A 12,876-nucleotide genomic window follows, 5' to 3' on the forward strand; every position below is an offset into this window, starting at 1 on the left:
ACCATGGCGCAGATCAAGGTCGAAAACCTGCACAAGGCATTCGCCGAGTTCGTGGCGGTGCAGAACTCCACCTTCACCGTGGAGGATGGCGAGTTCTTCTGCCTGCTGGGCCCATCCGGCTGCGGCAAGACGACGACGCTGCGCATGATCGCCGGGCTGGAACTGCCGACCTCCGGCACCATCACGCTGGGGGGCGAGGATGTCACCTATCTGCGGGCGGCGGAGCGGGACATCGCCTTCGTGTTCCAGCTGTTCGCGCTCTACCCGCACATGAATGTCCGGCAGAACATCGGCTTCCCGCTGAAATGCATGGGCCTGCCGCAGGCCGAGATCAGGGCGAAGGTCGAGGCCGCGGCGCGCACGCTGCGCATCACCCATCTGCTGGACTCCCGCGTCTCGGGCCTGTCCGGCGGCGATCGCCAGCGCATCGCGCTCGGCCGCGCCATCGTGCGCGAGCCGGCTGCCTTCATGATGGACGAGCCGCTGGGCGCGCTCGATGCCGAGTTCCGACATCTGATGTGCGGGGAATTGCGGGCGCTGCACGACCGCTTGAGGGCGACCACGGTCTATGTCACCCATGACCAGATGGAAGCCATGGCGATGGCCGACAAGATCGCGGTGATGAACCGCGGCATCATCGAGCAATATGCCGCGCCGCAGGAAATCTATGACCGTCCGGCGAGCCTGTTCGTCGCCGATTTCATCGGCTCGCCGCCGATGAATTTGCTGAACTTCTCGGGCACGCTGGCGCCGGGCGCCAGCGAAGTCCGGCTCAATGACGCCGCCATCCGTGTGCCCGAACTGCGTGAAGGGGTGGGCGAGCGCTCGCTGGTGCTTGGCGTGCGCCCCGAGCATGTGCGCTTCTCCGACAGCGGCGCGGTGCGCGGCGAGGTCTATGGCACCGAGTATCTCGGCACCACGCAGATCGTCACGCTCAACACCCCGAGCGGTTCGCTGAAAGCACGCGTGCCCTCGCACCTGAAGATCAATACCGGCGAGCGACTGGGGCTCGATTTCCGCGCCGACCGCCTCTCGCTGTTCGATGCCGGCAGCGGGCGCGCCATCCGCACCGCCTTGCATGATGGAGTCGCCAATGGCTGAGGTCAGGCTGGAAGGCGTCACCAAGCGCTTCGGCACCAACACCGCGATTTCCGACATCTCGCTCACCATTGGTGACGGCGAACTGGTGGTCCTGCTCGGCCCCACCGGCGCCGGCAAGACCACGACGCTGCGCCTCATTGCGGGGTTGGAAAAGCCGGATGCCGGGCGCGTCACCATTGGCGGGCGCGATGTCACCGGCATCAATCCGGCGGAGCGCGACGTCGCCTTCGTGTTCCAGCAATATTCGCTCTATCCGCACCTCTCGGTGTTCGACAATCTGGCCTTCCCACTGCGCTCTCCGGCCCGGCGGGTGCCGGAGGACCAGATCAAGCGCAAGGTCGGCGACGTGGCGCGGCTGCTGCGCATCGAGGACAAGCTGGGCAACAAGGCGACCCAGCTTTCCGGCGGGCAGATGCAGCGTGTCGCCATCGGCCGCGCGCTGGTGCGCAAGCCCTCCATCTATCTGATGGACGAGCCGCTTTCCTCGCTGGACGCCAAGCTGCGCTCGGAATTGCGGCTGGAACTGAAGCGCATCCAGCAAGAGCTCGGCGCCACCATCCTCTATGTGACGCACGACCAGATCGAGGCCATGACCATGGCCTCGCGCATCGGCGTCATCGACAATGGCCGCCTGGTGCAGGTGGGCACGCCGCGCGAGATCTATGAGAACCCGGTGGATCTCCACGTCGCGCAGCGGCTCGGCCAGCCGGGCATCAATCTGGTGCCGCGCGCGCTGCTCCCGGATGTGCCGGCGCCCGCCGCGGCCGAGACCATCGGCGCGCGCACCGAGCATGTGCGCATCGCCAAGGTGAGCGAGGCCGACGGCATCGGCACGGTGCGCTGGATCGAGCGGCTCGGCGACCAGAACCATTTGCATGTCACGTTGAAGGGCCGCGAACTGGTGACGCTCGGCGATCCGGATTCCGAGCTGTCGGTCGGCGATAATGTCGGCGTCGAATTCGTGCGTCCGCTCTATTTCGATGCCGACGGCCGGCGGATCGGGGTGTGAGGAGGCAGACATGAAAATCGGCTTCAACATGCTGCTGTGGACCACCAAGGTCGGGGAGCAGCACCGCGCCATCCTCGAGGATCTGTGCACCACGGGCTATGACGGCATCGAAGTCCCGGTGTTCGACGGCAAGCCGCATTATTACGACGCGCTCGGCCGCGTGCTCACGGGCGAGGGGCTGGAATCCACCGCCATCACCGTCATTCCCTCGCACGAGATGAACCCGATCGGCGATGATTCCGCGCAGCGGGCCAAGGCCCTGGACTATGTGAAATGGGCGATCGACTGCACCGCGGCGATGGGCGCCAAGGTGCTGTGCGGGCCGCTGCATTCGACCCTCGGCCATTTCAGCGGCGCCGGGCCGAGCCAGGCGGAGCGTGGCCGCGCGCTCGAATTCCACCATCTGGTCGGCGACCACGCCAAGGCCGCGGGGGTGGTGCTCGCGGTCGAGGCGGTGAACCGCTTCGAATGCTATTTCCTCAACACCATGGACGATCTCGCCGCCTATCTGAACGAGGTCGACCATCCCGCGGTGTCGGGGATGTATGACAGCTTCCACGCCAATATCGAGGAGAAGGACCCGGTCGCTGCGATCGGCCGCAACATCCGGCACATCGCCCATGTCCACATCTCCGAGAACGACCGCGGCACGCCGGGCAGCGGCCATGTCGATCTCGCCGGCACCTTCAAGGCGCTGAAGAGCGGCGGCTATGACGGCTGGCTGACCATCGAGGCGTTCGGCCGCACGCTGCCGGAACTGGCGGCGGCGACGCGGGTCTGGCGCGACCTCGCGCCGTCCTCGGCGGAGATCTACCGCAAGGGTTATCGCGCGGTCAGTGATGGCTGGGCCAGAGCATGATGCCGAAAAGTGCGACGCGGTTTTCGGGCGACATCATGCTCAACTTCTTGGAATCGATCACGTTTTATGAACTTGGATAAATCTGAATTCATCGTGATCTTGGCCTGGCTCAAGCATTGCTCAAGGAAACGCACAGCATGGATGCGGCATTGCAGAAGCAATTGATCAAGGCGGTGGCGGGCACCGTGATCGCGCACGCCGAGGAACTGACCACGCTCGACCAGGCGATCGGCGATGGCGACCACGGGCTGAACATGAAGCGCGGCTTCGAGGCGGTGCTGGCCGATATTGACGGGCTTGCGGCAAAGCCGCTGCCGGATGCGCTCAAAGCCATCGGCACCCAGCTGGTGATGAAGGTCGGCGGCGCTTCGGGCCCGCTCTATGGCACTTTTTTCCTGACGCTCGGCAAGACGCTGCCGGCGGAGCCGACGAGCGTCGACGTCGCCCGCGCTTTTGAGGCGGCGCTCGAGGCGACGCGGGCGCGCGGCAAGTCGGAGGCCGGGCAGAAGACGCTACTCGACGTGCTGACCCCGGTGCTCGACGAGATGAACAGTGACGGCGCCGACCTGCCGGCGCGGCTCAAGGCCCGCGCCTTCGCCGCCGCCGAAACCACGGTGCCGATGAAGGCGGTGCGCGGACGCGCCTCCTTCCTTGGTGATCGTTCTATAGGCCATATGGATCCCGGCGCGCGATCGTCTTCGCTGATGATCGCGGCAGCCTGCGACGTGCTGGAAGGCTGAGAATGTCCAACGCAAATTCCTCGAACGTCGGAATAGTCATCGTCTCGCACTCGGCCAAGGTCGCGGAGGGCGCCGCCGACATGGTGCGCCAGATGGTCGGCGATGCGGTGCCGCTCGCCTTTGCCGGCGGCAATGCCGAAGGCGGGCTTGGCACGGACGTTGCCGCGATCATGGCGGCGATCGACGCCGCCTGGTCGGAAGCCGGCGTTGCGGTGCTGGTCGATCTCGGCGGCGCCGAGACTAATAGCGAGATGGCGGTGGAGATGATGGACGAGGATCGTCGCGAGCGGATCGTGATCTGCAATGCGCCGATCGTCGAAGGCGCGGTGATCGCCGCGACCGAAGCGTCGGGCGGCTCCCCGCTCGATGTGGTGAAGCGCACGGCGGAAGAGCTTTCGCCGGTATGAGACGGAGTGCCCGATGAGCGATGCCCAGGTTCCTGGCGTCAAGGTTTCCGGAGCGGCCGAGCTGACCAATGCGGTCGGGCTGCATGCCCGCCCCTCGGTGAAGCTGACGCAGCTCGCCAAGTCGTTCGGCGCCGCCATCGAGGTCGGGCTGTCTGCGGACGGGCCGTGGGTCGATGCCAAGAGCCCGGTGAAGATCATGCGGGTGAAGGCCGCCAAGGGCGCGACGCTGTATTTCCGGGCACAGGGCGCGGACGCCGGCAAGGCGGTGGCGGCGCTGGTCGATCTGGTGGAGCGGCGCTTCGACGAGGAGGAGGCCGAGGCGGCCGGCGAGGGCTCGGGAGGGGCGGCGTGAGCGAGGTCCGCCTCCAGGGCCACAGCGCCTCGCCCGGCCTCGCCGCCGGGCCGGTGGTGGTGCTGGCGGCGCGGACCGCGTCGCGGCAGGCGACCGGCGACCCGGTGCGCGAGGCGGAGGCGCTGCGCGCCGCGCTCAAGGCGGCTGCCGCCGACATCGCCGCGCTGGCGGAACGCACTGGGGGCGAGGCGGCGGACATGCTCGGTTTCCAGCTTGCCCTGATCGAGGATGATGCGCTGGCCGAGGGCGCGTTCGATGCCATCGGCGCCGGCATTCCCGCCGACCATGCCTGGCGCGAGGCCCTGAATGCCGAGATCGCCGGCTATGAGGCGGCGGAGGACGAATATTTCCGCGCCCGCGCCGCAGACCTCACCGATGTGCGCGACCGTGTGCTGGCCGAGTTGAATGGGGAGAGTGCCCACGCGCCCACCTCGGGCATCGTCGCGGCGCATGATCTGCCGCCCTCACGCTTCCTCGGCATGGACTGGTCGCAGGGCGGGGCCATCCTCCTGGCCGCCGGCAGCCCGACCAGCCACGTCGCCATGCTGGCGCGCTCGCGCGGCATACCGATGATCGTCGGCCTCGGTGGTGATCCGGCCCGGCTCGCCGGCGAGGTGCTGGTGGACGGCGCGACCGGTGCGGTGGTGATCGACCCGTCGCCGGAAACGCGCCGCGCCTTCGAGAGCCGGCGCGGCGAGGATGAGGTGCGCGCCGCAGCGGCCGCGACGGGCCTCAAGGAGAAGGCGGCGACTGCCGACGGCACCGCCATCGCCGTGCTTATCAACATCGCCGAGCCGGATGAACTGGATGGTCTGGATCCGGCGATCTGCGACGGCATCGGCCTGGTGCGCACCGAATTCCTGTTCCACGGCGCGGGCGCGCTGCCCGACGAGGAGCACCAATATTCGGTCTATCGCCGCATGGTGGAATGGGCGGTCAGCGATGGCGTGCAACGCGCGGTCACCATCCGCACGCTCGATGCCGGTGGCGACAAGCCGATAGCCGGGCTCACCGAGGATGGCGAGAGCAACCCCTTCCTCGGCGTGCGCGGCATCCGCGTCTCGCTGAAGCACCCCGAGGTGTTTCGCGTGCAGCTGCGCGCGCTGCTGCGCGCCGCCGTCCATGGGCCGCTGAAGGTGATGTTGCCAATGGTGACGGTGCCGGAGGAGATCGAGGCATCGCGCCGACTGATGAGCGAGGAGTTCGCCGCGCTCAATGCCGCCGGCGTAGCGGCTCGCCAGCCGGCGCTCGGCATCATGGTCGAGGTGCCCGCGGCCGCCATCGCCATCGACATGTTCGATGCCGACTTCTTCTCCATCGGCTCGAACGACTTGACGCAGTACATCACCGCCGCGGCCCGCGACATCGGCAATGTCGCCTATCTCGCCGACCCGCTGAATCCGGCGGTGTTGCGCATGGTGGAGCGGGTGGCGGCGCGGGGCGCCGCGCTCGGGCGCGAGGTGAGCCTGTGCGGCGATGCCGGCGGCGAGCCCGCCATCATCCCGCATCTCATCGCCGCCGGGCTGCGCACGGTGTCGATGGCGCCGGTCCAGGTGGCGGCGGCCAAGGCGACGATCCGTGCCGTCGATCTTCGGCGCGCCGCCGCCGTGGAGGCGGGCGCCGTTTGTCAGGACGCCGGCAAATGAACGAGATGGCTCCCGCACGGCTGGGCGCGAGCGTCGCCGAATACAAGGGCGTGCTGCGCCGCGTGCTCGACAACCGGCCCTCCGGTACGCGCCAGCGGCTGGCGCTGGCGCTCGGCAAGAACCGCTCCTTCGTCTCGCAGATCGCCAACCCGTCCTATCCGGTGCCGATCCCGGCACAGCATGTCGAGACCATCTTCGAGGTGTGCCACTTCTCGCTCGACGAGCGGAAGAGCTTTCTCGATGCCTATCGCCACGCCCATGCACGTCGCAAGCTTGATGCCGGCGATGCGCCGAAGCGGCGCGTCATCTCCATCACCGTGCCGGACCTAGGCGACGCCCGCCGCAACCATGCGGTGGATGAGATGGTCGCCGAGTTCGCGGCGCGCCTCGCCCGGCTGGCGGAGGATATTTCCTGATTTCCTGAAAGCGCGGATGTGCCCGCAGAGGCACGCCACATCGGAGGACACCCATGAAGAAGCTCATCAATGCGCCGGAAGCCGTGCTCTCCGAGAGCCTCGACGGCTTTGCCCGCGCGCATGCGGATCTCATCACCCTTGGTGAGGAGCGCAAATTCGTCGCCCGCCGCCAGCTCACCCCCGGCAAGGTGGCGCTGATCTCCGGTGGCGGCTCCGGCCATGAGCCGCTGCATGCCGGCTTTGTCGGCTACGGCATGCTCGATGCGGCGTGCCCCGGGCAGGTCTTCACCTCGCCGACGCCGGACCAGATGGCCGCGGCGGTGGAGGCGGTGGAACAGGGCGCCGGCGCACTGTTCATCGTGAAGAACTACGAGGGCGACGTGATGAACTTCGAGATGGCCGCGGAGATCGCCGGCCGCGAAGTCGCGCGCGTGCTCACCGATGATGATGTCGCGGTGGAGGCCTCGACCTGGTCGATCGGGCGGCGCGGCGTTGCCGGCACGATGGTGGTGGAAAAGATCCTCGGCGCCGCCGCCGAGCAGGGCCGCTCGCTCGCCGATCTGGTCGCGCTGGGCGAGGCGGTGAACCGGGCGACGCGCTCCATGGGCGTGGCACTCACCTCCTGCACCGTGCCGGCCGCCGGCAAGCCGACCTTCGAGATCGGCGAGGGCGAGATGGAGATGGGGGTGGGCATCCATGGCGAGCCCGGCCGGCGCCGGGTCGCGCTGGCCCGCGCCGATGCCATCGCCGAAGAGATGCTGGAGGCGATCCTGGCCGATCTGCCGGGAGCGCAGGGCGCGCCGTGCCTGTTGCTGGCGAACGGCTTCGGCGGCACGCCGCTGATGGAACTCTATCTCATGGTCGAGGCTGCGGGCCGCATTCTGGACAAGCACGGCATCAGAGTGGCGCGCCATCTGACCGGCAACTACGTCACCTCGCTCGACATGGCCGGCTGCTCGCTGACGGTGACCGCGCTTACCGATGAGATGATCGGTTTGTGGGATGCACCCGTGCAGACAGCGGCGTTGAGATGGGGACGATGATATGTCGATTGATCACGCCCTCGCGCCATTTGTCCTGTAGCGATTGACATCGCAACAATTCCCCAGTTCGATCTCGCGCCTGTCAACCGTTTGTCAGTGACTTGCGGCTTGACTGGATGCGGGCTGCCGCGGACAAGGGCGGCAAGGTATTAAAATAGGAATGCGACCATGCGGTTGTCTGTTCTGGCTTTGTCGCTCGCCGTCCTTCTCCCCGTTGCGGGCGCCACTGCCCAGACCCGGCCGCCGGCCGATCTGCGCAACACGGTGATGGAGATCGACGAGAAGCCGGGTTACGTCCCTTCGGACGATGAATCCCAGCTCGATCCGGCGTTCCGTCGCCAGCCGGTGTATTTCCGCACCACCGAGCCGCCGGGCACCATCGTCATCCACACTTCCGAGCGCTTCCTCTATCTGGTGCAGGGCAACAACCGGGCGCTGCGCTACGGCATCGGTGTCGGGCGCGAGGGTTTCCAGTGGGCCGGCATGCAGAAGATCAGCCGCAAGGCCGAGTGGCCGGACTGGACGCCGCCGCCGGAGATGATCCAGCGCCAGCCCTATCTGCCGCGCTTCATGGCCGGCGGTCCGGGCAATCCGATGGGCGCCGCGGCGCTCTATCTCGGCGGCACGGTCTATCGCATCCACGGCACCAACATGCCGCAGACCATCGGCAGCGCGGTGTCGTCGGGCTGCTTCCGGCTGGTGAACGCCGACGTGGCGGATCTCTACCAGCGCGTGCCGATCGGCACCAAGGTCGTCATACGGCAGGCGCCGGAACTCTGATAAAGCGGCCGCGGACAACGCGAGCGGACACGGGTAAACGGGGATGCACATGATGGGCTTGGGGAAAATGCTGGCGGCTGCCGGCCTGGTGCTGGCGGGCTTTGCCGGCCATGCGGCGCAGGCCGACACGCTCAGCGACGTTAAGGCGCGCGGCACGCTGAATTGCGGCGTCAGCCAGGGGCTGGCCGGCTTCTCGGCGAAGGACGACAAGGGCGTATGGTCCGGCTTCGACGTCGATGTCTGCAAGGCCATCGCGGCCGCGGTATTCAACGACCCCTCGAAGGTCAACTACGTGCCGCTCTCGGCGGAAGCGCGCTTCCCGGCGCTCGCCAAGGGCGATGTCGATGTGCTGTCGCGCAACTCGACCTGGACGCTCTCGCGTGAAGCCGGACTGAAGCTGCTGTTCGCCGCCGTCTCCTATTATGACGGCCAGGGCTTCATGGTGCGCAACGCCAAGAATTACACCTCGGCGCTGGAACTCGGCGGCATCAAGATCTGCACGCAGAGCGGCACCACCAGCGCGCTGAACGTCGCGGACTTCTTCCGCCAGAACAAGATGACGTTCGAGCTGATCGAGCTGCCCACCGTCGACGAGGTGGTGAAGGCCTATGACAGCGAGAAGTGCGACGCGCTGACCACCGACGTCTCGCAGCTCTATGCGCTGCGGCTGAAGCTGGCCAAGCCGGGCGATCACATCGTGCTGCCGGACGTCATCTCCAAGGAGCCGCTCGGCCCGGTGGTCCGCCAGGGCGACGATGCCTGGCTGAACATCGTCAAGTGGAGCTTCTATGCCATGCTCAATGCCGAGGAACTCGGCATCGACGGCACCACGCTCGACCAGGCGATGAAGTCGGAGAAGCCGAATGTGAAGCGCTTCGTCGGCGCGGAAGGCGATTTCGGCACGCAGCTCGGCCTCACCAACGATTGGGCGGTGCGCATCGTCAAGGCGGTGGGCAATTACGGCGAATCCTTCGAGCGCAATGTCGGCGCCAATTCCAAGCTCGGCATTCCGCGCGGCATCAACCAGCTGTGGAGCGCCGGCGGCATCCAGTACGCGCCGCCGATGCGCTGAGCCCGGGCGACCGCGATGGCAGCCGGAGGCGGGGTGCTCGTCACCTTCAATCCCGGCTCCTCGACCATCAAGATCGGGCTGTTCGCGATCGATCGCGGTTCAGCCCGGCGGATCGGCCAGGGCATGATCGATCTGCGCCAGCAACCGCTGGTGCTGCACATCGTCGAAGGCCCGAACGCGGCAGACATCCCGCTGAAAGCGCAGGTCGCGGACGAGCTCGATGACGTGCTCGACGAGACGCTCGGCTGGCTCTCCAAACATTTCGAGCATGAAGGGCTGGTCGCTGCCGGGCATCGCGTGGTGCATGGTGGCGACGATTTCCATGGGCCGGTGCGGATCGATGACGCGGCGCTGCAAGCCATCGAGGCGCTGGTGCCTCTGGCGCCGCTGCACCAGCCGCAGAGCGTCCGCCTGATCACGGCGATCCGCCGGTTGCGGCCCGGACTACCTCAGGTTGCCTCGTTCGACACCGCCTTCCACCGCACCCAGACCGACATGGTGCGGCGCTTCGCGCTGCCGCGCGCGATGTTCGACGAGGGCATCAAGCGCTACGGCTTCCACGGCCTGTCCTACAAATACATCGCTAGGGCCTTGCAGCGGCAGGCGCCGGCACTGGCGCAGGGGCGCATCGTGGTCGCGCATCTCGGCAGCGGGGCGAGCCTGTGCGGGCTCGCGGGAGGGGCGAGCCGCGACACCAGCATGGGGTTCTCGACGCTCGACGGCATCCCGATGGCGACGCGCTGCGGGGCGCTCGATCCCGGCGTACCGCTGCATCTGCTCGCCAACGGCATGTCGCGAGAAGAGTTGGAGGACCTGCTCTATCACCGCTCCGGGCTGCTGGGCGTCTCCGGCATCAGCGCCGACAGCCGGGCGCTGCTGGAAAGCGATGCACCCGAGGCGCGCGAGGCGATCGAGATGTTCGCCTTCCGTATCGCGCAGACCGTGGCCTCGATGGCGGTGACGCTCGGCGGACTGGACGGCATCGTCTTCACCGCGGGAATCGGCGAGCACCAGCCGCAGGTGCGGGCGCTGGTGTGCGGGTATCTCGGCTGGCTCGGCGTGGCACTGGACGAGGGCGCTAACGTGGCGAATGCGCTGCGGATCGACGGGGCGGGGTCCAAGGTCGCGGTACTGGTGATCCCGACCGACGAGGAACAGGTGATCGCCGACGAGGCGGTCGGGGTGCTCAGTCTTTCGTGATGCCGTCATCCCGTACGGCCGTCAGGCCGATCCGGGATCGCGAAAACGCTCTTCATCGTCACGCGATCCCGGCTCTACGCTGCGCTTCGGCCGGGATGACGACGAGTGGTGGGAGGAAGACGTCACTCCCCCCGCCATTGCGGCGTGCGCTTGGCCAGGAAAGCATCCACGCCCTCACGGAAATCGGCGCTGCCATAGGTGCGGCGGATCAGGTCGGCGTCGGGGGCCTGCAGATCCACCGAGAGCCGGCGCAGCATCTCCTTGGTCACCTGGATGGTGATCGGGGCGTGGCCCTTGAGCCGGGTGCATATCTCCTCGACATGGGCATCGAGCGCGTCGGGGGCGAGCACCGTCACATAGCCGGTCGGCATCTCCTCGGCGGTCGGCATCTCCGCGAGCAGCAGCATGCGCTTGACGAGGCTGACACCCAGCGTCGCGGTGAGGCGCTGGACATTGGACGCCGAGAGACAGTTGCCGAGCGTGCGGGCGATCGGCACGCCGAAGCGCGCGCCCGGGGTTGCCACGCGGAAGTCGCAGGCGTTCGCCAGCGCCATGCCGCCGCCGACCGCCCAGCCTTCGACCACGGCGATGGTCGGCACCGGCACAGCCTCCAGCAGGCCGACGAAATGCTCCACCTTCTCTTCATAGGCGACGCCGTCGCGCCCGGACGAAAAGGCGCGGAACTGGTCAATGTCGGTGCCGGCGACGAACGCCTTGCCGCCGGCGCCGCGCAGCACGGCGACGCGGATGGCGGGATCGGCGGCGATCGCCTTGCAGGCGGCGCCGAGTTCTTCATACATCCGCCAGGTCATGGCGTTGCGTGCGGCCGGGCGATCAAAGATGAGGCGCGCCACCGCGCCGTCGATCTCGAGACGGACGGTACCTTCGCCCGCGGAAGGTTGGGCCGGAGTGTTGGCGGCGATGTTCATGGTGCAAAGGCTCCGCGGGCGGTGAATTCTTCCAGCGCCGAGGCATCGACGCCGATCTCGCCGAGCACGGCCTGCGTGTGCTCGCCGAGCAGCGGCGGATGCAGGCGCACCTGCTGCGGCGTGCCGGAGAGCTTCACCGCGAAGCCGATGTTCGACACCTTGCCCTCGATCGGATGGTCGATCTCCATGCGCATGTGGCGATGCCGCCCGTGCTCGCTCTCGAACGCTTCGGGGTAAGTGTACATGGTGCCGGCGGGGATGCCGACGGCAAGCAGCGCCTCCACCCATTCGTCGGAGGTGCGGGCAATGAAGCTCTTCTCCAGTTCCTCGATCAGCACCTCGCGATTGGCGAGGCGATCCGGGTTGGTGAGGAAGCGCGGATCCTCCAGCAGTTCCTTACGGTTCAGCGTCTCGCACAGCAGCGCCCAAAGCTTCTGGTTGGTGGCGCCCATGACGAAATAGCCGTCCTTGGACTTCACCGCCTGATAGGGGGCGCTCATGCGATTGGCGGTGCCGAGCGGGATCGGCTGGGTGCCACGGCCCCAATATTCGGAGATGTCCCAGATCGAGAAGGCCAGTGCCGCCTCGAACAGCGAGGCATCGACATACTGGCCCTCGCCGGTGTTCTTGGCGCCGATATAGGCGGCGAGCAGGGCATAGGTGGCGAACAGGGCGCAGCCGATGTCCGCCACCGGCACGCCGGCCTTCACCGGCGGGCCGCCAGGATGGCCGGTGACGCTCATCACGCCGGACATGGCCTGCGCCATCAGGTCGAAGCCGGGGCGGCCGGCCCACGGGCCGCTCTGGCCGAAGCCGGAGATCGAGGCATAGACGAGGCGCGGATTGATCTTCGACAGCGTCTCGTAATCGCACTTCAGCTTCTTCATCACCCCGGGGCGATAATTCTCGACCAGGATGTCGGCGGTCTCGACCAGCCGGTAAAAGACTTCGCGGCCGGCCTCGCTCTTCAGGTTGATCGCCACCGAACGCTTGTTCCGGTTCATGTTGAGGAAGCCCATGCTGTCGGGCCCCTTCATCTTGAACCCCATGGCGCCGCGGGTCTGGTCGCCGGTGCCGGGCGGCTCGATCTTGATGACGTCGGCACCGAGATCGCCGAGCAGCATGCAGCTATAGGGGCCGGCCATCACCTGGCTGACATCGAGCACACGCACGCCGGCGAGCGGGAGCGGCCGGGTCGTGGCGGCGTCGCTCGCCTGGCGCTGCGGCGTCGCATCCGGGCGGGTCTGGTCCAGCACATCGCTCATCGGTCGGTTCCCTTGCTTCTCGGCGCGGCCGTGCCGCACATGCATTCTCAATCAATA

Annotated in this window: 14 protein-coding genes; 12 read left to right on the forward strand and 2 right to left on the reverse strand. The window is 67.4% G+C overall.

Annotated elements, in window-relative coordinates; genetic code table 11:
* Window positions 1-3 precede the first annotated feature (3 nt).
* The 12 genes from G3545_RS27700 to G3545_RS27755 all read left to right on the forward strand — a co-directional run bounded on the left by G3545_RS27700 (window position 4) and on the right by G3545_RS27755 (window position 10,625).
* Window positions 4-1,101, forward strand: coding sequence for an ABC transporter ATP-binding protein (locus tag G3545_RS27700; RefSeq protein ID WP_170017515.1), 1,098 nt, complete (start codon window positions 4-6; stop codon window positions 1,099-1,101).
* On the forward strand, window positions 1,094-2,110 hold the full coding sequence (locus G3545_RS27705) for an ABC transporter ATP-binding protein (RefSeq protein ID WP_170017516.1): 1,017 nt from the start codon (window positions 1,094-1,096) through the stop codon (window positions 2,108-2,110). The genes G3545_RS27700 and G3545_RS27705 overlap by 8 nt, the downstream gene beginning before the upstream one ends.
* Before the next feature lie 10 nt (window positions 2,111-2,120).
* Window positions 2,121-2,969 (forward strand): sugar phosphate isomerase/epimerase, encoded by an 849-nt coding sequence (locus G3545_RS27710; protein WP_170017517.1) that lies wholly within the window; start codon window positions 2,121-2,123, stop codon window positions 2,967-2,969.
* A 137-nt stretch (window positions 2,970-3,106) separates the two neighbouring features.
* Complete coding sequence (gene dhaL, locus G3545_RS27715; RefSeq protein ID WP_170017518.1) at window positions 3,107-3,709, forward strand: dihydroxyacetone kinase subunit DhaL; 603 nt, start codon at window positions 3,107-3,109, stop codon at window positions 3,707-3,709.
* Window positions 3,710-3,711: 2 nt separating this feature from the next.
* Window positions 3,712-4,116: a dihydroxyacetone kinase phosphoryl donor subunit DhaM gene (gene dhaM / locus G3545_RS27720; RefSeq protein WP_170017519.1), complete on the forward strand. Its 405-nt coding sequence runs from the start codon at window positions 3,712-3,714 to the stop codon at window positions 4,114-4,116.
* Window positions 4,117-4,129: 13 nt separating this feature from the next.
* Window positions 4,130-4,468 carry an HPr family phosphocarrier protein gene (locus tag G3545_RS27725; protein WP_170017520.1) on the forward strand — a complete coding sequence of 113 codons (339 nt, stop codon included), beginning with the start codon at window positions 4,130-4,132 and terminating at the stop codon, window positions 4,466-4,468.
* Window positions 4,465-6,114: a phosphoenolpyruvate--protein phosphotransferase gene (gene ptsP / locus G3545_RS27730; RefSeq protein WP_170017521.1), complete on the forward strand. Its 1,650-nt coding sequence runs from the start codon at window positions 4,465-4,467 to the stop codon at window positions 6,112-6,114. The genes G3545_RS27725 and ptsP overlap by 4 nt, the downstream gene beginning before the upstream one ends.
* Complete coding sequence (locus G3545_RS27735) at window positions 6,111-6,530, forward strand: hypothetical protein (RefSeq protein WP_246702592.1); 420 nt, start codon at window positions 6,111-6,113, stop codon at window positions 6,528-6,530. Before ptsP ends, G3545_RS27735 begins: the two co-directional genes overlap by 4 nt.
* Before the next feature lie 53 nt (window positions 6,531-6,583).
* Window positions 6,584-7,573: a dihydroxyacetone kinase subunit DhaK gene (dhaK, locus tag G3545_RS27740; protein WP_170017522.1), complete on the forward strand. Its 990-nt coding sequence runs from the start codon at window positions 6,584-6,586 to the stop codon at window positions 7,571-7,573.
* Between the two features lie 168 nt (window positions 7,574-7,741).
* Window positions 7,742-8,353: a L,D-transpeptidase gene (locus G3545_RS27745; protein WP_170017523.1), complete on the forward strand. Its 612-nt coding sequence runs from the start codon at window positions 7,742-7,744 to the stop codon at window positions 8,351-8,353.
* A gap of 52 nt (window positions 8,354-8,405) precedes the next feature.
* Window positions 8,406-9,425 carry an amino acid ABC transporter substrate-binding protein gene (locus tag G3545_RS27750; protein WP_170017524.1) on the forward strand — a complete coding sequence of 340 codons (1,020 nt, stop codon included), beginning with the start codon at window positions 8,406-8,408 and terminating at the stop codon, window positions 9,423-9,425.
* Between the two features lie 15 nt (window positions 9,426-9,440).
* Window positions 9,441-10,625 (forward strand): acetate/propionate family kinase, encoded by a 1,185-nt coding sequence (locus tag G3545_RS27755; RefSeq protein ID WP_170017525.1) that lies wholly within the window; start codon window positions 9,441-9,443, stop codon window positions 10,623-10,625.
* A 122-nt stretch (window positions 10,626-10,747) separates the two neighbouring features.
* Here the strand turns inward: G3545_RS27755 and G3545_RS27760 are convergent, their stop codons facing one another.
* Window positions 10,748-11,554: an enoyl-CoA hydratase/isomerase family protein gene (locus tag G3545_RS27760; protein ID WP_170017526.1), complete on the reverse strand. Its 807-nt coding sequence runs from the start codon at window positions 11,552-11,554 to the stop codon at window positions 10,748-10,750.
* Window positions 11,551-12,819, reverse strand: a complete 1,269-nt coding sequence (locus tag G3545_RS27765; protein ID WP_170017527.1) for a CoA transferase — start codon at window positions 12,817-12,819, stop codon at window positions 11,551-11,553. The genes G3545_RS27760 and G3545_RS27765 overlap by 4 nt, the downstream gene beginning before the upstream one ends.
* Between the last annotated feature and the right edge of the window lie 57 nt (window positions 12,820-12,876).

The organism is Starkeya sp. ORNL1 (assembly GCF_012971745.1).
In the GTDB taxonomy this organism is placed as follows: Bacteria; Pseudomonadota; Alphaproteobacteria; order Rhizobiales; family Xanthobacteraceae; genus Ancylobacter.